This window comes from Mycobacterium sp. GA-1841 (assembly GCF_001954135.1).
GTDB lineage: Bacteria > Actinomycetota > Actinomycetes > Mycobacteriales > Mycobacteriaceae > Mycobacterium.
Window position 1 is genome coordinate 154,546 of record NZ_MBEQ01000009.1, and the last position, 20,645, is coordinate 175,190.

General features: G+C 64.2%; 19 protein-coding genes. 11 read left to right on the forward strand and 8 right to left on the reverse strand.

Features of this window, described 5'->3' with window-relative positions:
* Positions 1-8: 8 nt before the first annotated feature.
* Genes A5740_RS01945 through A5740_RS01960 form a run of 4 tightly spaced genes read right to left on the reverse strand, consistent with a single transcriptional unit; the run spans position 9 to position 4,379 of the window.
* A complete protein-coding gene (locus A5740_RS01945; protein ID WP_076191017.1) occupies positions 9-1,550 on the reverse strand; it encodes an NAD(P)/FAD-dependent oxidoreductase in 1,542 nt (513 codons plus the stop codon).
* A gap of 17 nt (positions 1,551-1,567) precedes the next feature.
* Complete coding sequence (locus A5740_RS01950) at positions 1,568-2,488, reverse strand: reductase (RefSeq protein ID WP_067772487.1); 921 nt, start codon at positions 2,486-2,488, stop codon at positions 1,568-1,570.
* Between the two features lie 41 nt (positions 2,489-2,529).
* Positions 2,530-3,387: an SDR family NAD(P)-dependent oxidoreductase gene (locus A5740_RS01955; RefSeq protein ID WP_076191019.1), complete on the reverse strand. Its 858-nt coding sequence runs from the start codon at positions 3,385-3,387 to the stop codon at positions 2,530-2,532.
* A complete protein-coding gene (locus A5740_RS01960; protein WP_076191020.1) occupies positions 3,387-4,379 on the reverse strand; it encodes an alpha/beta hydrolase in 993 nt (330 codons plus the stop codon). The genes A5740_RS01955 and A5740_RS01960 overlap by 1 nt, the downstream gene beginning before the upstream one ends.
* 111 nt (positions 4,380-4,490) lie before the next feature.
* Here A5740_RS01960 and A5740_RS01965 point away from each other — a divergent pair, with 111 nt between their 5' ends.
* Positions 4,491-5,435, forward strand: a complete 945-nt coding sequence (locus A5740_RS01965; RefSeq protein WP_076191022.1) for an FRG domain-containing protein — start codon at positions 4,491-4,493, stop codon at positions 5,433-5,435.
* Positions 5,436-5,466: 31 nt separating this feature from the next.
* Here A5740_RS01965 and A5740_RS01970 read toward each other — a convergent pair whose 3' ends face one another.
* Positions 5,467-6,213: a TetR/AcrR family transcriptional regulator gene (locus A5740_RS01970; protein ID WP_175616132.1), complete on the reverse strand. Its 747-nt coding sequence runs from the start codon at positions 6,211-6,213 to the stop codon at positions 5,467-5,469.
* 262 nt (positions 6,214-6,475) lie between these two features.
* Between A5740_RS01970 and A5740_RS01975 the strand changes: the two genes are divergently transcribed.
* The 9 genes from A5740_RS01975 to A5740_RS02015 all read left to right on the forward strand — a co-directional run bounded on the left by A5740_RS01975 (position 6,476) and on the right by A5740_RS02015 (position 15,973).
* Positions 6,476-7,237 carry a crotonase/enoyl-CoA hydratase family protein gene (locus A5740_RS01975; RefSeq protein WP_076191024.1) on the forward strand — a complete coding sequence of 254 codons (762 nt, stop codon included), beginning with the start codon at positions 6,476-6,478 and terminating at the stop codon, positions 7,235-7,237.
* 43 nt (positions 7,238-7,280) lie between these two features.
* A complete protein-coding gene (locus A5740_RS01980; RefSeq protein ID WP_076191025.1) occupies positions 7,281-8,075 on the forward strand; it encodes an SDR family NAD(P)-dependent oxidoreductase in 795 nt (264 codons plus the stop codon).
* Positions 8,076-8,083: 8 nt separating this feature from the next.
* A complete protein-coding gene (locus A5740_RS01985) occupies positions 8,084-9,091 on the forward strand; it encodes a dihydrodipicolinate synthase family protein (RefSeq protein ID WP_076191027.1) in 1,008 nt (335 codons plus the stop codon).
* 111 nt (positions 9,092-9,202) lie between these two features.
* Positions 9,203-10,024, forward strand: coding sequence for an enoyl-CoA hydratase (locus tag A5740_RS01990; protein ID WP_076191028.1), 822 nt, complete (start codon positions 9,203-9,205; stop codon positions 10,022-10,024).
* 4 nt (positions 10,025-10,028) lie between these two features.
* Positions 10,029-11,279 carry an amidohydrolase family protein gene (locus A5740_RS01995; protein ID WP_076191030.1) on the forward strand — a complete coding sequence of 417 codons (1,251 nt, stop codon included), beginning with the start codon at positions 10,029-10,031 and terminating at the stop codon, positions 11,277-11,279.
* An 8-nt stretch (positions 11,280-11,287) separates the two neighbouring features.
* Complete coding sequence (locus A5740_RS02000) at positions 11,288-12,898, forward strand: acyl-CoA synthetase (RefSeq protein ID WP_076191031.1); 1,611 nt, start codon at positions 11,288-11,290, stop codon at positions 12,896-12,898.
* The gene (locus A5740_RS02005) at positions 12,895-13,746 is read left to right on the forward strand and encodes an amidohydrolase family protein (protein WP_076191033.1); all 852 of its coding nucleotides are present in this window, start codon (positions 12,895-12,897) and stop codon (positions 13,744-13,746) included. The genes A5740_RS02000 and A5740_RS02005 overlap by 4 nt, the downstream gene beginning before the upstream one ends.
* Positions 13,746-14,789, forward strand: coding sequence for an acyl-CoA dehydrogenase family protein (locus tag A5740_RS02010; protein ID WP_076191034.1), 1,044 nt, complete (start codon positions 13,746-13,748; stop codon positions 14,787-14,789). The genes A5740_RS02005 and A5740_RS02010 overlap by 1 nt, the downstream gene beginning before the upstream one ends.
* A 2-nt stretch (positions 14,790-14,791) precedes the next feature.
* On the forward strand, positions 14,792-15,973 hold the full coding sequence (locus A5740_RS02015) for an acyl-CoA dehydrogenase family protein (protein ID WP_076191036.1): 1,182 nt from the start codon (positions 14,792-14,794) through the stop codon (positions 15,971-15,973).
* A gap of 57 nt (positions 15,974-16,030) precedes the next feature.
* On the opposite strand, the gene A5740_RS02020 is transcribed toward A5740_RS02015, so the two are convergent.
* Positions 16,031-18,361, reverse strand: coding sequence for an MMPL family transporter (locus tag A5740_RS02020; RefSeq protein ID WP_076191037.1), 2,331 nt, complete (start codon positions 18,359-18,361; stop codon positions 16,031-16,033).
* Positions 18,362-18,462: 101 nt separating this feature from the next.
* On the opposite strand from A5740_RS02020, the gene A5740_RS02025 reads away from it, so the two are divergent.
* On the forward strand, positions 18,463-19,062 hold the full coding sequence (locus tag A5740_RS02025) for a TetR/AcrR family transcriptional regulator (RefSeq protein ID WP_076191039.1): 600 nt from the start codon (positions 18,463-18,465) through the stop codon (positions 19,060-19,062).
* Here the strand turns inward: A5740_RS02025 and A5740_RS02030 are convergent.
* The gene (locus A5740_RS02030; protein ID WP_076191040.1) at positions 19,059-19,406 is read right to left on the reverse strand and encodes a hypothetical protein; all 348 of its coding nucleotides are present in this window, start codon (positions 19,404-19,406) and stop codon (positions 19,059-19,061) included. The two genes, A5740_RS02025 and A5740_RS02030, sit on opposite strands and share 4 nt — an antisense overlap.
* Positions 19,407-19,642: 236 nt before the next feature.
* Positions 19,643-20,641, reverse strand: coding sequence for an amidohydrolase family protein (locus A5740_RS02035; RefSeq protein WP_076191042.1), 999 nt, complete (start codon positions 20,639-20,641; stop codon positions 19,643-19,645).
* Positions 20,642-20,645: the final 4 nt, after the last annotated feature.

The following is a 20,645-nucleotide window of genomic DNA, read 5'->3' on the forward strand; positions in this document are numbered from 1 at the left end:
ACGGAATCCTATCCGGTGGTGAGCGGATCGCCGCTGACCTGCGCCGCGGTGCTCATGTCGTCGCGGCCTGCCGCGGTCTCATCGTCCCGGCGTGCGGTGATCTTGTAGTCGTGCAGGTTGACGGTCTTGAGCTGATTGACGTACTGCGTGGCGAACCCGGGGTACATGGTCGCATTGAAACCGTCCTCCGTCAGATACCAGCTCTGGCAACCGGAATTCCAGGTCGTCGACCGCAGACGGCGTTGGATGTGTTCGTTGTAGCGGTCCTGGGCCTCCGGGCGCACGTCCAACGACTTCCAGTCGTACCGCAGAACAGTGGAGATCGCCTCGACGATGTAGTTGATCTGAGCCTCCATGTACACCAGGGCGGAACTGTGTCCCGGCCCGGAATTCGGGCCAAAGGTGAAGTACAGGTTGGGGTAACCCGACACTGCGATGCTGCGGTAGGCGTAGGCGCCGCGACTCCATTCGGCGGCGAGCTCCCGGCCGTCGATGCCGGTGATCGGGAACGGCGTCCCGGTTTTGCAGACATCGAACCCGGTGGCGAACACGATGCAGTCGAATTGGTGCTCGATGCCCTCGACGGTGCGAATTCCGTTGGGGGACAGGCGGGCGATCGGCCAGGTCACCAGCTTGCAGTTGTCGGCTTGCAGGGCGGGATAGTACTCACTGGTCATCAACAGCCGTTTGCACCCGGCGGAGAAATCCGGTGTCAGCTGTCGCCGCAACCATGGATCCTTCACCTGTAGACGAAGATTGGCGCTGCTGACCGCCTCGACCACCCGGGTGAAGGGGGTATCCCAGACCACGCCGAGAGCGACCGACTCGTGTCCCCAGTACCAGGCGCTGCGCATGAGGCTCTGGGTCAGTGGGAGGTTGCGGTAGAGGCGCTTGAGCCAGCCGCTGGTCGGCGTGTTGATCCGTGGCAGCACCCATCCCGGGGTGCGCTGGAAGACCTTGACCGACTTGGCCGTCTTGACCAGTTCGGGCACGATCTGGACTCCGCTGGCGCCGGTGCCGATGACCGCGACCCGTTTGTCCGTGAAATCGTAGTCGTGGTCCCACCGGGCGCTGTGAATCTTGTGACCCTCGTAGGTGTCGATTCCGGGGATGTTCGGGAAGCTGGCGTTGGCCAGTGGACCGGAGGCGACGATGACGTTCCGGGCCCGCACGGCGTCCCGGCCTTCCAGATCCACGACCCACTCACCGGCAACCGCATCGTAGGCAACGCCCACGACGGTGTGGTCGAACCGGATCTTGGGTGCCAGACCGGATGATTCGACCATGCCGTCGATGTACCCGAGGATCTCGGCGCTGCCCGAATAGGTGTGCGACCAGTCCGGGTTGGTCGCGAAACTGTACGAGTACAGCCGGGACGGAATGTCGCAGGCCGCACCGGGATACGTGTTGTCGCGCCACGTTCCGCCGACCCGGGAATCGCGCTCGAATATCACGAAGTCGTCGATGCCCTCGGCCGCCAGGCGGATGGCTGCACCGATGCCGGCGAATCCGGCGCCGATGATGGCAACAGAGAGGGGAGAAGAAGTCATGTCGTCGATCGATTCTCTCAGGCGACCGGTTCGTAGGTCAGTTCCTGCGACCAGGTCGGGGTGTTCTGGACCAACGACATCGGGATCACTCCGGTGATCTTGACCAACGAATCGGCCAGCCAGTGGTACTTGGAGGTCCGGTCGATCACCTTGCGGCTCTGCCACGAGATGATCCGGTACATCGGCAGGCGACGGGCGAATTCGCTGCGCTCACCGACACTTTGGAACCTGCGCATCGCCTGGTACAACCGGTCCTCGTTGACACCCATCTCGACGATGTTGTCGCGCATCTTGTTCAGCAGCGGGAAATAGCTGAGTACTCCGACCAGGAACGTGGGCTTGATCCAGCCACCCACGAGCTCGATCAGCAGCTTGCGCATATCGGCATGGCCCAGAATGTCCATCACCTCGAAGTCGACGGCCAGATGCCGGGACTCATCGGAGTTGATCCGCTTGAACACCTCTTGCGCCACCGGATCTTTGACCTCATCGGTGATGAACTTGATCAGCGCGCCATCCAGTGCCACCTCGAGCATGGGGATGACCGTGCCCAGGAACGTCAGACCCATTCCGTCGGAATGCTTGTCGAGCCAATTGATGACCAGCTGGACGTTGACGTTCGGCGGTGGGATCTCGTCGTTTTCGAGCATGCCCCACCTGCGCATCAAGGCGAGCTCGGCGTTGGCATGCTTCTGCTCTTCGGCGTGGAAATGCTCGTAGATGCTCTTGAGGGTCGGATTCGGTGCCTTCTTCGCCAGGGCGGCGAAACCGCGGGCGCCGACGTTCTCGATCCACATCAGGTCGGTCATGAACGGCTTGAGTTTGGCATGCAGCTCGGGCTCGATCAGCTCGGCTCCCGGTGCGTCCCAGTCGATGTCGACCAGGGCCCACTGCCGGTCCTTGATCATCTGCAGCATGTTGTCGAGATCCATCGCCATGATGCGTCCTTTCTCGAGTTGGTTCGGTTGTCGGGGAGGGTTCAGTCTTTGGGAAGAACCCGGCCGAGCAGTCCGGCACCGCGGACATAGAGGCCGGGGAAGTGTCGTTTCAGGTGCCAGATGACTGTCGCGTCGATCTGGGGCACCACGTACAGCCGGCCACTGTCGTGCGCGTCGAGGGTGCGGGCGGCGACGTTGTCCGGAGACAGCCCGGTCCATCGGGCCAGCTGCTGGCTGAGATTCATCGAGCCGGGGGTGATGCGACCGTCCTGAAAGACGTTGGTCTTCACGAAGGTCGGGCACAGCACCGTGACCGCGACACCCGCACCGGCAAGTTCGGCGGCCAGCGTCTCCGACAGCGACATCACGCCCGCTTTCGAGACGTTGTATGGCGCCATCGACGGTGCGGCAGCAAATCCGGCGGCGGAGGCCACGTTGATGATCCCGCCCCGGCCGGCCTGGCGCAGGATGGGAGTGAAGACCTCACACCCGTACACCACACCCCACAGATTGATCCCGAGCGCCCAGTCCCAGTCCTCGAACCCGATGGCGCCGACGGGTTTGCCGCCCACGCCGACGCCGGCGTTGTTGATCACCAGAGTCGGTGGACCGCCGAAGATGCTGTTGGCCTGCTTGGCCAACTGTTCGACCGCGCTGCGATCGGATACGTCGCAGACCACCGCGTGGCCTTTCCCGGTGGATAGTTCGCCGATCAACTTCACCGTCTCGTCGGCCCGGTCCGGATCGATATCGGCACAGATGACCTCGCCACCCCTCCGGGCGAGCTCAAGGGCGAACGACCGCCCGATGCCGCTACCGGCGCCGGTTACCACGGCCTTCGCGTCGGTGCAGCGACGATCACCGCGAAAAGCTTTGAGCAGCATGTCGATTCCGAACATCAGCAGACCTCCACTCGGTTATCGGACCGGCCGTTGCTCAGGGCAGAGGAGATGAATCCCGCCGCGCGGCGCAGCGCCAGTCCCGCTTCCGGTGCCAGCCGGGGCAGGGCCTGGAACACGTGCACCATTCCGGGCCAGACTTCGAGAGTGCTCGACCCGCCGGCCTGGATCACTTCGGCGTCGAGGTATCGTGCATCGGCGCTGAGCATTTCGAACTCGCCCACCTGGATCAGCATGGGCGGCAGGCGATTCGCCTTGTCGAAGGAGAGACGTAGCCGCGGCTGTTCGGAGTCCTGCGCGGTGGTGTAGAGACCGACCAACCGCCGTGCGGCGGTGGCGGACATGGCCGGATCGCGTCGCACTTTCTCCTGCCGCAGAGCGAGTTCCATGGTGAGGTCGATCAGCGGGGAGAACAGCACCACTGCCGCAGGCTGGAAACCGGATTCGTCTGCGTGCTGGAGCAGCAGGTCGCAGGTCAAGTGTCCACCTGCGGAGTCCGCGCCGATCACGACGTCCGATGCCGCATATCCCTGACCGAGCAACCAGCGATAGCCCGCTTCGACATCGTCGGCGGCAGCGGGGAAGCGGTGTTCGGGGGCCAAGCGGTAGTCGACCGAGAAGAACGGCATGCCGGTCGCCTCGGACAGTTGCGCCACGAGCTTGCGGTGCGTTCGCGCCGAACAGATCACGTATGCGCTGCCATGGATGTAATAGCCGGCGCGCGTGCCGAATTCCACTCCCGGACCGAGCACCCATTCGCCGCGGACGCCGCGCTGGCGAACCGGAATGACTCGGGTGCCGTCGGGCATCGTTCCCAATGTCCCCATGATGGTGGCGATCAGTCCGCGCGAAAACCACACGCCCGCGCGATTCATAGGGATGACTCCGGTGAGACAGCCCAACGTGTACCGGGTGGCCGCACCGGTGACGACGGCACGCAAAGAGGGTTTGTCGGGCACGGTCGGGAAGTCGGTTGAGGCAACTGCGGTCACATGGTTTACGTCACCACAGACTGTTACATTTGTCAATGTAACAATCGACTATGGCAATGATGGCTGGTCCTCCATCGCCAGAATGTCGGTGGGTGTTGGTGAAATTGCCGCATGCTCACCATGCCCACATTCATGAAGGACCTGACTCATGTCGATCCTGAGAGGCGTCAGTTGGGGGAGGCGTTCGCCCACTGGCTGGACGTGGTCGCTTCTCTTGCGATTCGTTACGAGCAGGGTGCATTCGACAGCTACTACCCGCGAACCTACTGGCGTGGCCAAGCGCGGGGATGGGTCTTGTCACCCGGCATGCATCGGAGGATCGCCGAGATGTCCCAGGTGCCGTTGGATGATCAGGCGGTGGTCGACACCACCGACTATCTCCTCGCCGGTGCCCGCGCGGTTGGTTTGTACCCGCCCACCGTGTCGACGTTGGGCGATCTTCAACTGCTGGCATACCTTCAGCACCAAGGCGCGGCGACGCCATTGCTTGATTTCTCGACCGATTTCCTGACTGCACTGGCCATGGCGTGCTTCGACGTCACGTCCGATGAGCACGACGGTTTGCTTCTCTGCTACCGATATCGCCCCTGCAACGCCAGCTACGTCCCGGCATTCACCCACGTCACGCCAACCGTGGCGTTCAGCGGCGATGGAGGTGGCAGCGTAGCGCTCTTCCATGCGCCGTACCTCACTGCGCGACAACGTATTCAGCGCGGCGTGTTCATCTTTTCCGAGGTTGTCACCGACAATCCCAACGCCACCGTGGCGGTGAGGATCGGCGACCACTCTGACGCCATCGCGCGCTACTACCACGAGCACAGGTCGATGGGCCCGTCGATGCTGCGCGAACACCCGGTCGAGCCCGGCAAGTGCGCCGCAATCGTTGTACCCAGGCAACACAAGATCGCCATCCGCGGCTGGCTGACATCCCAGCATCAACTCAACGACACGTACGTGTATCCCGAGGCGCTCGCGTTGGACGTCCACCGGCAGTACATCAGTGAGAACGCCGCCACGTCACCGCTCGGCTCCAACGCCGGACGAAAACTGTTCTGACGAAACGGGATCCGTCTCGGCGACGCGGTGCCTACTTGCGCTTCGCCCTCGCGGGCTTGTCGGCGTTGGCGTCGATCCGGGCGGCCGCATGGTCGAGGATGCATTCCAGGCCGTACTCGAAGTTCTTCTCGTCGGCCGCCCCGATGCGGTGGCCTTCGCTGGTGACCTGGGCCAGCAGCGGGGTGACCTCGGGGTCGATGACCATGGTCTCTTCGTAATCACCCGGTGCGTTGTCGTTCGCCCGGTTTTTCTCGTACAGGCGGTGCAGCACCACCGACCCGCGCACGTGCACCGACACGGCCGAGTAGGTGTCGAAGGCGTCTTCGGCCGACAGGCCGGCCTCGACCAACCCGGAGATCGCGGTTTCCATCTCCTGTACGCCCAGTCGTGCTGCACGTGCGCTCAGAGCAGACCGAATGAGAATGAGATCACACAGGATCGGGTTGCCCATGAAGGCTTTGCGCATCGTCCTGGCGTGGTTGGCCAGCGACTCGCGCCAATCCTTGGCCTCGACGTAAGGGGTGGCGACCACGAACTCGCGGAGCGCACGGTCGGTCATCGCGTTGAGCAGATCGTCCTTCTTGCGAAAGTACCAGTAGATGCTGGTGACGCCGACGCCGAGGTGTTTGCCCAGAAGCGGCATGCTGAGGTTGTCGATCGACACCTGCTCGGCGAGTTCGAATGCGCCCTTGATGATGTCCTCGGGATTGATGGACCCGCGTTCGCGCCGTTGACGTTTCTCAGCGGTCGGTTGCTTTGCCACTGCGGGCACCTCCATCGAAATCGATTCTGCTCACGCCGTCCCGTGCCGCGGGTCAATCGCAGGTGAATTTACCGTCGGCTACCGCTTGAAGTGCGCCTATGCGCGCGTGTCGCGGGGCCTTGTCGTTGTCAACCTTACCGGTAGCCCTTCTGTTGCTGCGCATCTACGGTTGACCCGTGGCCGTCGCTCGGCAGAATGGACAGGGTTCCCGTCTCTCTACTGTAATGCCTATAGTAGGGTTTTCGGCGGTTATTGGTCCTTAAGTAAAGGGGTACTGGTGTCGGACGAAGTTCTCACAGAGCGGCGGGGTCGAACCCTCATCATCACGATCAATCGCCCGGAAGCGCGTAACGCGTTCAACCTGGCGGTGGTTCAGGGACTGGCCGATGCCATGGACAAACTCGACGACACCCCCGAGTTGTCGGTCGCAGTCGTCACCGGCGCGGGTGGAAACTTCTGCGCCGGCATGGACCTCAAGGCGTTTGCAGCGGGAGAGTTGCCCTACGTTCCCGGCCGGGGCGCCGGTTTCACCGAGCGTCCACCACGCAAGCCGCTGATCGCCGCGGTTGAGGGGTTCGCGCTGGCCGGCGGTACCGAGTTGGTCCTGGCGACGGATCTCGTGGTGGCCTCCAAGGTCGCCAAGTTCGGCATCCCCGAGGTCAAGCGTGGTCTCGTCGCCGGCGGTGGTGGCCTGCTGCGGCTGCATCAGCGCATCCCGTACCAGAAGGCGATGGAGCTTGCGCTCACCGGCGACAGCTTCACCGCCGAGGAGGCCGCCGCGTGGGGTTTCGTCAACAAGCTGACCGAACCCGGTGAGGCACTTGACGGTGCGCTCGAGCTCGCCGATCGGATCACCGCCAACGGGCCGCTGGCTGTCGCGGTGACCAAGGAGATCATCGCGTCGTCCTCGGAATGGTCGTCCGACGAGATGTGGAAGAAGCAAGGAGAACTGCTCGGACCGGTGTTCTCCTCCAACGACGCCAAGGAGGGGGCGATCGCCTTCGCCGAGAAGCGTCCCCCCAACTGGACGGGTTCCTGACTCCGGCGGGCAGGAGCGAAGCGACCGGGGAGTTGTTTGAGCCATGGATCTCGGATTCGCAGGCGCGGCCACCGTCGTCGTGGGTGGTGGCCGCGGCATGGGCTTTGCGACGGCGCAGTGCCTGGCCGAGGATGGAGCGCGGATAGCGATCGTCGGGCGGTCCCGCGACGTACTCGACGCCGCAGCCGCCGAGCTCGCCAGGTTGGGCTCGCCAGACGCGGTTGCGATCGTCGCCGACACCTCGGACGGCGCACAGGTAGAGCGGGCCTTCGCCGAGGTGGGTGAGCGTTGGGGCGAGCTCAACGCCTTGATCAACACCGTCGGTCCCGGGGCGGCGGGCAACTTCGAAGAGTTGACCGAGGATCAGTGGCAGGAGGCGTTCGACTCCGGGCTGATGGGCATGGTGCGCAGCGTGCGGGCGGCATTGCCGTTGTTGCGCAAGGCCGAATGGGCGCGCGTCGTCAACTTCTCCGCGCATTCGGTCCAGCGGCAGAGCCCGCGGTTGCCGGCTTATACCGCGGCCAAGGCTGCGCTGAACAGTGTGTCGAAGAACCTCTCGCTGTTGTTGGCCAAGGACGAGATCATGGTGAATGTGGTTTCCCCGGGCAGCATTTCGTCGGAGGCGCTGCGCGGTTGGGCCGACACGGTGGGTGTCGACGGCGATGATCCGTACGCGTTGATGGCCGCGATCGACGAGCACTTCGGTCATCCGGCTCACCTGCCACGCGCTGGGCTTCCCGGCGAAATAGGTCCGGTGGCGGCGTTTTTGGCCTCCAAGCGCAACTCTTACATGACCGGGGCGAACGTCAACGTCGATGGTGGGTCGGACTTCATCTAGGGGGTCGTATGGCAACAGCAGCCGAAGCGCGGGACTGGGCTCCCTCGGCACTGCGCGGGATCGGTGACTCGCTGTACACCCCGTTCTGCGGAACCGATGGCGACGACATCGACTGGGAGGCCTACCGGTTCCTCGTGCGCTACTGTGTCGGAGACCTTGGTCACCAGATGCTCTGGTGCACCAGCGGTTTGGCCGAGTTCTGGGCCTTGACCCTCACTGAGCGCAAACAGCTTTTGGAAGTGGCGATCGATGAAGGGCGCCGCGCCGATCCGGGCGTGGTGGTGCAGGCCTGCACCGCGGCCACCTCCGCCAAGGACTGCCTGGAGCTGACGCTGCACGCGCAACAGGCCGGCGCCGACATCGTCTACATCCAGACGCCGATGATGGAAGCACACGGCGGCGAGGGTGTCCTCCGTTTCTTCCGCTACATCGCCGACCGCACCGACATCGCCCTGGGAATGTTCAACTCGCCGTCCTCGGGCTACGTGCTCACACCGGACGAGAGCGCCCGGATCGCCGAGGAGATCCCGGCGGTGTGCGCGACGAAGGAAGGCGCGTTCCGGCCGGCGGCAAGCCGCCGATTGCATGAACTGGCGCCTTACCTGGCGATCTGGGAGTGCGACACCACGGTGTACCGGGCCGGCTGGCTGCGTGAGGGCATCGTCTGCTCCGCGCAGCTGGGTACGGCGGGATATCTGTATGAGACCCCGCACCGCCGCATCTTCACCGAGTACTGGGATCTGGTGTACGCGGATCGGCTGATCGAGGCGATGGACTTCGGGCGGGAGTCAGGACTGGACCAATTCAGTCTGGACATGGGCTCCTGGTTCACCTGTTACCCCGGCCGGGCCGACTATTTCACCCATTGGACCGACGCGTTCAAACATGCGGCCTCGGTGCTCGGATTGCCTATCGGTGCCTATCCACATTCCCGTCCACCTCAGACATGGTTGCCGGATGTTGCCAAGGCGCAAATCGAGACCGCTTATCGCAAGCTCGGTTTGATCGACGCCTGACCGTCCTTTGCGCAGGTCGCGACACTAACGCCAGACTTGCGGAATGCACTACCGATAGGTATACAGTATGTATGTCTGAACGGCTGGTGTGGCACTGGGAGGTATCGGCGCGTGACGGTCGCTGACAGTGTGGGAACCGAGGCGGTTCTCTACGAAACGACGGACGCGGGCGTCGCTGTCATTACGTTGAATCGCCCGGACCGGCTGAACTCCTGGGGAGCGGACATTTCCGCCGGCGTCTATGCGGGTTTCGACCGCGCCGAAGCCGATCCGGATGTTCGGGCGATCGTGCTGACGGGCAATGGCCGCGGATTCTGCGCCGGCGCCTACATGGGGGCCATGCAGGATCTGGGTGCCAGCATCAACGAAGACACCGACGTGAGCAAGATCGTCGGTGAGCGCCATCCGCATTTCCTCACCGAATTGCGTAAGCCCGTCATTGCCGCGATCAACGGGGCGTGCGTCGGTATCGGCCTGACCCACGCGCTGATGTGCGACGTCCGGTTTGCCGCGGCCGGAGCCAAATTCGCCACCGCTTTCCCGCGTCGGGGACTGATCGGCGAATACGGCATCACCTGGATCCTGCCGCGGCTGGCCGGCTGGGGCGTCTCGGCGGACCTGCTGTTGAGTGGCCGCACCTTCTTCGCCGAGGAGGCCGTTGCGCTCGGATTGGTCAAAGAGGTTGTCGCCCCTGAGGATCTGCTGGCCCGTGCCTTGGAGTACGCCGAGGATCTGGCCCGCAACTGCTCTCCGGCGTCGATGGCGGTGATCAAAGGCCAGCTCTACGGCGATGCCCTAGACGACGTGCGTGAGGTCAGCGGTCGAGCGGAAACCCTCATGCACGAATCGATGGTGCGTCCCGACCTCGTCGAGGGCATCACCGCATTCTTCGAGAAACGGCCCCCGAACTTCCCGCCCTTGAAAGAAGGTTGATGACATGACCGAAGCTCCCGAACGACTTCCGTACCTGGCCGTCGACGTCGACAACCACTACTACGAACCGATCGACGCCTTCACCCGCCATCTTCCCAAAGAGTTCCGAAGCCGTGGTGTGCAGATGGTCCATGATGGCAAACGCACGCTGGCGGTCATGGGTGGCACGGTCAACCACTTCATCCCGAATCCCACCTTCGACCCGATCATCGAACCGGGATGCCTCGATCTGCTGTTCCGTGGAGAGATCCCCGAGGGCGTCGACCCGGCCTCGTTGATGAAGGTCGACCGGCTCTCGGAACATCCCGAATATCAGAACCGTGAGGCCCGGCTGAAGGTGCTCGACCGGCAGCGTCTCGAAACGGTCTTCATGCTGCCCACTTTCGCGTGCGGCGTGGAGGAGGGGCTCAAGCACGACATCGAAGCCACCATGGCTTCGGTGCATGCCTTCAACCTGTGGCTCGATGAGGATTGGGGCTTCGACCGGCCCGACGGGCGCTTCATTTCCGCACCGATCATTTCGCTGGCCGATCCCGTAAAAGCGGTTGAGGAAGTCGAATTCGTGATCGGTCGCGGTGCCAAGCTGGTGTGCGTGCGGCCGGCGCCGGTTCCAGGAGAGGTGAGGCCGCGATCCCTGGGCGACCCATCACATGACCCGGTGTGGGCTCGACTGGCCGAGGCCGGTGTCGCGGTGGTCTTCCACCTGTCCGACTCCGGATACATGGCGGTGCCGGCGCTGTGGGGCGGCAGCGGCGTATTCAAGGGCTTCGGCAAGCGTGATCCGCTGGACATGGTCCTGATGGACGATCGCGCCATCCACGACACGATCGCCTCGATGATCGTGCACCAGGTGTTCACCCGGCATCCCAAGCTCAAGGTGGCCAGTATCGAGAACGGCTCCTACTTCGTCTACCGACTGATCAAGAGGCTGAAGAAGTCGGCCAACAATGCGCCATATCACTTCAAGGAGGATCCGGTCGAGCAGCTACGCAACAACGTCTGGATCGCGCCCTACTACGAGGACGACGTAAAGCTACTGGCCGACACCATCGGGGTGGACAAGATCCTCTTCGGTTCGGACTGGCCGCACGGCGAGGGCCTGGCCGATCCGACCACCTTCACCGCCGACATCCCGCAGTTCCCCGAGTTCAGCCTCGAAGACACCCGAAAGGTCATGCGCGACAACGCTCTCGAACTCCTCGGTGATGTGCATCGAACTGCGCCCGGAGTCGCACACCTGACGGTGCCGGTGTAGCCCCCACGATGGCCGAATGGACGATCGGCGCCGTCGTCGACGCGATTGCTGAAGCGGTGCCTGACCGGGAGATGACGGTGTGTGGCGACCGCCGCACCACCTTTGCGCAGGGGGCCGAACAAACCCGGCGGTTGGCGAACTTCCTGGCGTCGGCCGGGTTGGGGGCGCACCGCGAGCGACGGGACCTCAACCGCTGGGAATGCGGTCAGGACGTCGTCGCCCTCGTAATGCACAACGATCTGTACCCGGAGATGGTGATCGGCTGTCTCAAGGCGCGCACGGTGCCGGTCAACGTGAATTACTACTACACAGCGGGCGAGGTGGCCGATCTGCTGGCCTACTTGAAGCCACGGGCGGTGATCTACCACCGCTCGTTGGGCGCCAAGTTCGCCGACGTGCTCCCAAAGACCACCGCCGAGGTCTTGATCTCGGTCGACGACGGTGACGGCGTCGACCTGCCAGGCGCGGTGAGGCTGGAAGACGCGCTCTTGCAAGGGAATACCGATCACAGGGTGGCCACGTCCCCCGATGACCTGCTGATGGTATGCACCGGCGGTACGACGGGCAGGCCCAAAGGCGTGATGTGGCGTCAGGGCGACATCTACGTCTCCTCGATGAACGGCGCGGATCATGAGCAGGTCGGCGAGATCCACGACAAGGTGGCCCATGCCGGGCCGCCCTGGTTCGCGGTGTCGCCGTTGATGCACGCGGCCGGGATGTGGACCGCGTTCTCGGGTCTGCTGTCGGGACAGACCGTGGTGTTACACGACACCAAGCCCCGGTTCGACCCGCGCGCGGTGCTCGAAACCGCGCAGCGGGAGAAGATCGGGCTGATGACGATGGTGGGTGACGCGTATGCCGCGCCGATCGTCGAGGAGCTGAGCCGTCGGTCCTACGACCTGTCGTCGATGTTCGCGATCGGTACCGGCGGCGCGGCTACCAACCCAAAACATCAACGCGCCCTGCTCGAACACATCCCGCAGATCACCATCATCAACGGATTCGGTTCCTCGGAGACCGGCAACATGGGCTTCGGCCACACCCAGCGCGAAACCCCGACCGCAGAAACATTCCAGCTACGCGCCGGCGGTTTGGTGCTGGCCGACGATTACTCTCGGTTCCTCGAGCCCGGTGACAGCGCGGTCGGCTGGGTGGCCCGCAACGGTCGAATCCCGTTGGGCTACTTCAACGATGAGGCGGCGACCGGAAAGACCTTCCCCGAGGTGGCCGGTGAGCGCGTCGTGGTGTCCGGTGACCGTGCCTCGCTGGAGGCCGACGGCAGCCTGCGCTTGCTCGGGCGGGATTCGTTGGTGGTCAACACCGGCGGGGAAAAGGTGTTTGTCGAGGAGATCGAAGAGGCCCTGCGCGCACACCCCCAGGTAGTGGATGCACTGGCGGTGGGGCGTCCGAGTGAGCGCTGGGGCGAAGAAGTTGTCGCGCTGGTGTCGACTCGCGGGGCGGTGGACGCCGACGGCCTCCGCGATCACTGTGCGACCCGGCTGGCCCGGTTCAAGCTTCCCAAGGCGGTGTTGTTCGTCGAGGAGATTCGCAGGCTCGGCAACGGCAAGGCCGATTACCGGTGGGCCAAGGGTATTGCGACGGGAGGAATAAAGGTATGAGCGACAAGGCGAACCGCGTCATCGACTGTCTGGCCAACGTGCATTTCGGCGAGACCGAAAACCAGCCCACCTTCATGAAGAAGGTGCGCGACGATTACTTCAAGGGCCCGAAGTCGATGTACGACCCGATCGACTTGTCGGAGATGCTCGACGAGATGGACTCTCACGGTGTGCGGAAGGCCATCTTGATGGACTCGCTGGCCAAGCCGTCGGTGACGGCGCGAAAGTTCGTCGAGGCGCACCCAGACCGTTTCGCGTTGGCGATTGGCGGGATGAACCTGTTGCGTCCGATACCGTCGTTACGTGAACTCTCGGCCGTCGTGTCCGACCTTCCGGTGGCTTATGCCGCTGTCGGACCAAGCTTCTGGGCCGACGGACAATATCCACCGAGCGACGCGGTGTACTATCCGCTCTACACCAAATGCGCGGAGCTCGAATTGCCACTGTGTGTCAACACGGGTCTTCCCGGTCCGCCGATTCCCGGTGAGGTGCAGAACCCGATCCATCTGGACCGGGTATGTGTGCGGTTCCCGGAGTTGAAGCTGTGCATGATCCACGGTGCGGATCCGTGGTGGGACATCGCGATTCGGATGCTCATCAAGTATCAGAACCTACGGCTGATGACCTCGGCCTGGTCTCCCAAGCGGCTACCGGAGTCCCTGCTGCATTTCATGCGCACCCGCGGCAAGAACAAGATCATCTTCGCGTCCGACTTCCCGGTGCTGCGTATGCAACGCGTGGTGCCCGAGGCGCTGGCACTGGATCTGCCCGAGGACGTTCTCGACAACTACCTGTACAACAACGCCGCCGAGTTCTTCTTCGGCCAGACCCACGAGACGGAGAGCTGATGGACCGCTACGAACTACGCAGACTGGACTACAGCCTGTCCGAGGATCATGTCGACCTGCAGACCGCGTATCGGCAGTTCTTCAAAACGCATTCCGACATCGAGGCCGTGCGGGCCTCCGAGCCGTCCGGATTCGACAAGAGCTTGTGGGAACGGTTGTGCGCCATGGGCGCCACCACGATGGCGCTACCCGAAGCCGTCGGGGGTGACGGCGCGACACTCGTCGACCTGACCCTGGTGGCCGAGGAGCTAGGACGCTCGCTGGCGCCGGTGCCGTGGATCGATCATGTGGTGACGGCGCGGTTGCTGGCCCGTCTGGGTGCGTGCGAGTCCGAGGAGATCGTGCAGGGCACACATATCGTCGGGTTCGATCCCCAGCAGGTCGCCCCGACCGGGCCGCGGCTGATCCCTACCGGGTCGATCGCCGACCACATCGTCCTGCGTGATGGCGATGACATCGTGAAGCTCGCGTTCTCCACGCGACCGGCCCGCGTCGACAACATCGGCAAGCTGCCGATGGCCTGGGTGGACCCGGCCGCCGCCGACACCCGCGTCGTGCTGGCCAGTGGTACCGAGGCCGCCGCGGAATACCAACGGGCCTTGGATGAATGGCGTCTGCTGACGGCCTCGGCGCTGGTCGGGTTGGTCGAGGAGACCATGACCATCGCCGCCGAGTTCGCCAAGTCCCGCTACACCCTCGGGGTGCCGATCGGGACGCTGCAAGGCATTTCCCATCCGCTCGCCAACATCGCGATCACGGTTCAGAGCGGCCGTGGGCTGTCACATCGGGCCGCATGGTTCCTCGACAACGAGCCGGACGAGCGGCCCGAACTGGCTCCGTCGGCGTTCGTATTCATGGCGGAGGAGGCCGCCAAGGCTGCCACCATGGCGGTACACGTTCAAGGCGGCCTCGGGGTGTCCGCGGAAGCCGCGGCCACCGCCTATCTGGTGCGAGCTCGCGGTTGGGCCCTGGCCGGCGGGGATCCGGGCGCCACCGCAGTACACATCGCCCAGATCGTGGCAGCTCGTGAAAGCAAGGTCTGAACATGGATTTCTCAACAGTTGAACTGTCCGCCGAAGATGACGCGTTCCGAACCGAGGTGCGCGAGTTCCTGGCCGGGGTGGTGACCGAGGACGTCATCCGGCGCGACCGCGAGACCGGCGACAACTTCGACGAGGGCGTCCATCTGGCTATGGGCGCTGCCGGATATCTGGAGAAGGAATTCAAACCCGAGACCGAAGGTGGTTTCTCGCGCGTACGCCGACGGATCTGGCAACTGGAGAAGCGACGAGCCGAGGTGCCATGGGTGACCGGAGGTACGACGATGATGGTGGCCCGCTCGGTGGCCAAGTTCGCCGCGCCCGAAATTCGAGACGAGGTGCTGCGCGGAGTATTCGATGGCACCGTGCGGATGTGCCTGGGCTACACCGAACCCGAGGGCGGTTCCGATGTTGCGACGTGTAAGACCCGCGCCGTGCGGGAAGCGGATGGGTCGAGCTGGATCATCAATGGGTCCAAGATGTTCACCACCGGTGCCCACAACTGCCAGTACGTCTTTCTGATCACCAACACCGACCCTGAAGCGCCGAAACACAAGAGCCTCACCATGTTCCTGGTGCCGCTCGATCTGCCCGGCATCGAGATCCAGGGCATTCGTACTGTCGACGGCGACCGCACCAACATCGTCTACTACTCCGACGTGCGCGTCGATGACAAGTACCGGCTCGGTGACGTCAACGGAGGCTGGACGGTGGTGCGGGAACCGCTCGACGCCGAGCACGGTGCCGTCGCCGCGGCCCACGACGGGCTCGCCGATGTCGCGATCATGATGCATCAGGCCGGGTTTATGGCCGAAGCGGCGGACAATGTCGCCGCACTGGTCGGCAGCAACGGCGCGATCGAAGACGGGTCGGTGGCATATCGGTTGGGCCGCAGTGTGGCCCGGCTGGAGGCATCCTTGTCGTCGCCCAGCATCTTCGGACGCGTGGCGCTGGCGCAGACCATGCGTGACATCGCCCCGGACCTGATGGACATCGCAGGGTCGGTGGCCGCACTGCCGATCGGGGCCGACGGGGGAGCCGATGACCGCAGTGAGTACGTCTACCGGTTCGCGCCGCTGGTCGGCATCTACGGCGGCACGCTCGAGGTGTTCCGCAACATGATCGCCCAGCACGTGCTGGGCCTGGGTAAGCCGAACTATTCGGCGCCCAAGGCGAAAGCGTCCTAGCGCGAGCAGACACAAACCTGCCCAATTTCCAAAGAAATTGGGCAGGTTTGCGTCTGCTCAGCGGTGCGCCAGGTCTGACTGGTCGCCGGAGTCCGCCTCGGCCAGCTGCTTGTTCAGCTGGTCGCCCTCGATGTCGAGGTTGGGCAGGATGCGCTCCAGGCGCTTGGGCAGCCACCACGCCTTTTCCCCCAGCATCGACATCACGGCCGGCACGATGGCCATCCGCACCACGAAGGCGTCGATCAGCACACCGAAGGCCAGCGCGAAGCCGATCTGCTTGATCATCGGATCACCGTTGAACACGAACCCGGCGAACACCGACATCATGATCACCGCGGCCGCCACGACAACGCGGCTGGCCTGGGTGAAGCCGTGGGTCACCGCGTCGTCGCCGCGGTGGCCGTGCACATGGGCCTCCTTCATCGAGGACACGAGGAACACCTGGTAGTCCATGGCGAGCCCGTAGAGCACACCGATCACGATGATCGGTAGCAGGCTCAGGATCGGTCCCGTTGCGCTCAAGCCGAACAACTGCTGGACCCAACCCCATTGGAACAGCGCGGTGGTGGCACCGAAGGTAGCCAACACGCTGAGCAGGAATCCGACGGTGGCCTTGACGGGGACGGCGATCGACCGGAAAACCACCAGCAACACCAGTAGCGACAGACCGACGACCACGCCGATGTAGAGCGGTATGGCCTCCGCGAGACGGTCGGTCGTGTCGACGCCCATCGCGGTGATCCCAGTGACACCCAGATCGACGTTGTGCAGCTCGGTCAGCGGACCGGCGTGCGCCCGGATGTCCCGCACCAGTTGGGCTGTGGCATCGTCGGTGGGCCCGGTGCTCGGCACGACCGAGAACAGGGCGAATTCCTCATTGTCACTGACCTTTTGCAGGCTCACCGATTCGACGCCGGAGAGCCGACGCAGATCGGTGTTGGTGTCGACCAGGTCGGTGATCGTCAGCTTGCCGTGGCCGGCCGTCGGTTCGGCGACCACGACCAGCGGTCCGTTGTACCCCTCGCCGTAGTGGGTGGCGACCAAGTCGTAACTCTCGCGCTGCGGCGTGCCCTGGTTGTAGCTGGCACCGGCCGGTAGACCCATCGACATGTTGAGGGCCGGCAGCGCCAGCAGTGCAGCGATCACTACACCGCCGATGGCGACGGGCACCCGGTGGCGCAGCACCGCGCCGACCCAGGCCGTGGCGAAGCGATGGCTCGCCCCGTTGTCAGCGGCGTGTGCGTGCCGCGTCTTGTCCGAGCAGATGCGTTCACCCACGAGTCCGAGCAGTGCCGGCAGCAGCGTCAGAGCGGCGATCACCGCAACGACCACCGTCGCGGCGGCAGCCAACGCCATCGGCGTCAGCAAGGAGATGCCGACGACAGTCAGGGCGACGAGCGCGATGACCACGGTGGTGCCGGCGAAAATCACTGCGCTGCCGGCGGTTCCGAGCGCCCGTCCGGTGGCCTCGGCGGCGCTGAGCCCCTGATCGACGATCAGCCGGCGCTGGCGGTTGACGATGAACATCGCGTAGTCGATGCCGACGGCCAGTCCCAGCATCAACGCCAGCACCGCGGTCATCGATTGCATGTTGACCAGGTGCGAGAGCAGGAAGGTGCCGCCGACGCCGACTGCGACAGAACTCAGTGCGGTGGCCAGGGGCAGGCCCGCGGCCACGAGCGAGCCCAACGTCACGATCAGGACCAGCGCGGCAACTGCCAAGCCGACGACCTCGCCGACGCCGACGATCTCGGGCATCTCGACCATGCTTGCCGACGGCAGCACCTCGATCCCGGTGGCGGCGACCGCGTCGCGCGCGGCGTCCACCGTGTGTTCGACGGTGCCCGACGGCAGTTCGGCGGTCTGCTTGTCGAACTGGAACTGATACAGCGCAGCGGCACCGTCGGCAGAAACGAGCACACCGGGCACGGGCTGACCATTGCTCAGCAACGGCCGTGCACCGCCGTCCCCAGCTGTCGGAACCGACGAGCGCGCGATGGCCGCTGAGGCGGTCAGCGTCGGGCTGGCCGGTCCCTTGGCCAGCTCAGCCTGGGCGGCCGCGGACGGATCGAGCACGTGGTCGGCGTGCGATACGGACTCGACGGCGCGCAGCACGGCGGCAAGATTGTCGCCGGCATCGATGCGCTGACCAGCTGGGGCGGCAAAAGCGATCATGCCCTGCCCGCCCGAGGACTCGGGCATGCGCTGTGCCAGATCGTCGATGACCTGCTGCGCCGGGGTCCCGTCGATGCGCATCTCGTTGGAGATCTTCGGAGGGTTCGTCACGAGCAGTCCGGCCACCACGGCGATCAGCGCAAGCCAACCGCCGATCACGAGCCATGGACGACTGAACGCGAAGCGTCCCAGCCGGTACAGATAGGTGGACATATAAGTGAGAGTAAGCTCCCAATATGGGAGTCAGCTATCGTTTGTTGCGAACCCCATTGTCGGTGCACAGACATGACCTGCGCCACGTACTCGGAACGGATATGCCTGCCACAACCAGCCGGCGTCGCACGGACGCCTACGCCAACGAGAACCGCATCATCGCGGCGGCCCGTGAAGTGTTCGCCCAAGAAGGCACCACCGCGACGCTGACCCAGGTGGCCGCCCGGGCCGGCGTCGGCAATGCGACGTTGTACCGGCATTTCCCGAACCGGCAGGCCCTCGCGGCCGCGGTCTATGAGGACGCGTTCACCACCGACGTCGAACCGGTGATCCTGGCTCTGATCGAGAGCGACGCGCCGCGTGAGGCGTTCATCGACGTGATCGAGCGGTTGGCCGAACTCATGTACCTTCAGCGGCCACTGCAGCCCTCGCTGGATCACCTCACCGAACTCACCGCCAGGCTGTTCAGCCGGAAACGTGAATTACTGGAGGCGCTGGTGACGCAGGGACAGGCCGCCGGCGATCTGCGGGCTGATCTCACGGTCGACGACGTACCCACCTTCGTCGCGATGGTGACGGCCGCCTCCGTGGCGCTCGATCATCCACCGGCGTTGCGTCGCCGGTATCTGAGCTTGATGCTCGATGCCCTCAATCCGCAGGACGCCCAGCCGCTTCCGCCGTTACCGGACCGGTCGGTCTAGCCGGTCGGCGCCAGGCTCGGTTGCACAGGTACCGGCGCAGGTGGTGGGGCCGGCGGCGCTACCTGCAGGTCGCCGCGGGGCACAAGCCCCGGTGGTAGCCGTCCTGCACCGCCGGCTTCGGCCGGTGGGGCCTCGCATTTCTGCTGGCCTTCGTTCCACACCCCGCCGCTGTGCCGACAGCAACCTTTCGTATCGTCGATCTTTTCCTGCAGAGATTCATTGAGACCGTCATTGAGGATGTCCGTGCAGGAGTCGAAATCCTCGATGTCCCAGACGCCCGGTTCGGCGTGCGAAATACCGGTCGGCGCCACGATGGCGAACATCGTCGCAGTGGCGAAAACCATTGCGGAGGATGCTATTCGCCTCGCGAGAGTTCTTGTCTGGCTTGATGTGATCATTGTCGTGTTCGGCATCGCCGCACCCCCATCGGCCGGGCGTCCGTGGCCCGATGCGCCTCGGGCGCATGTGAGTCCCCTGTATTGAATACAAAGAGTGTGCGCTCGGGTCATGGCAGGAACAACCTCGGCGATGCCGGGACCTTGCCGGGGCAAGATCCCGGCAAACGTGCTCAGCTGAACCGTCAGATGCCCAACAGTGTTTCGACGTTGTTGTGTGCGATGGCGTGGATCTCTTGATCGGATAGTCCGGAGCCGGTGAGGAATTCGCCGACGTTGTCGCGCTTGACGTAGGGGTAGTCCTCGGAGTAGATGATCCGCTCAGCTCCGAGCTCGGCCACCACGTGGTTGAGCTGATGTTGATTGAACATTCCCGACGGGGTGACCCAGATTTGTTCTCGGTAGTAGTCGCTGACGTTGCGGTCGGGGTCGGGCCGCACCAATGCGAATGTTTCGTCGAGACGCTCGAGCCAGAAGCCCATCACCTCACCCCAGTGGCCGCTCAGCAGTTTCAGACCCGGATGGCGGTCCAGGGCGCCGGACAGAATCAGCCGGATGACGTGAATACCGGCCTCCGCGTGCCACCCGAATGCGGGTCCGGAGAACATCACTCCGATGGCAGCGGACCAGTCGCCGAAGTAGTAGGGCCGGGCGACCTGCCGGTGAGGTAGGCCGGGATGGACATAGATCGGCAGGTCCACCGCTTCGGCCGCGGCGAGTATCGGATCGAAACGGGCATCGTCGAGGAAGAGTCCGTCGAATGTTCCGGCGATCAACGCGCCGACGAATCCGAGATCGCCGACGCAGCGACGCAGTTCCTCGGCTGCGGCGTCGGGGTCGTGAAGCGGCAGAGTCGCGAAGCCGCGGAATCGATCAGGATGCTCGGAAATCTGTTGAGCCAGATCATTGTTCACCTGACGACACAATTCGACCGATTCCGGTGCGGCCAATGTACTAGGGCTGCCGTTGCCGTGCGAGACCACTTGGACATCGATGCCGACCGCGTCCATATGCGCCAAGCGAGTGCCCCCGAGTCGAGTTGCCGCGTCGCGGTCGTCGTTGAAAACCGAACCGAACTCGGCGAGTTCCTCGATCGGCAGCCCGCTGGGTGGGCCGCCGAGTTCGAGGACGCGCCGGCTCACCTCAGGGTGCTCGAAGTGTTCTTCGACGGTGATAATGCGCATCTGG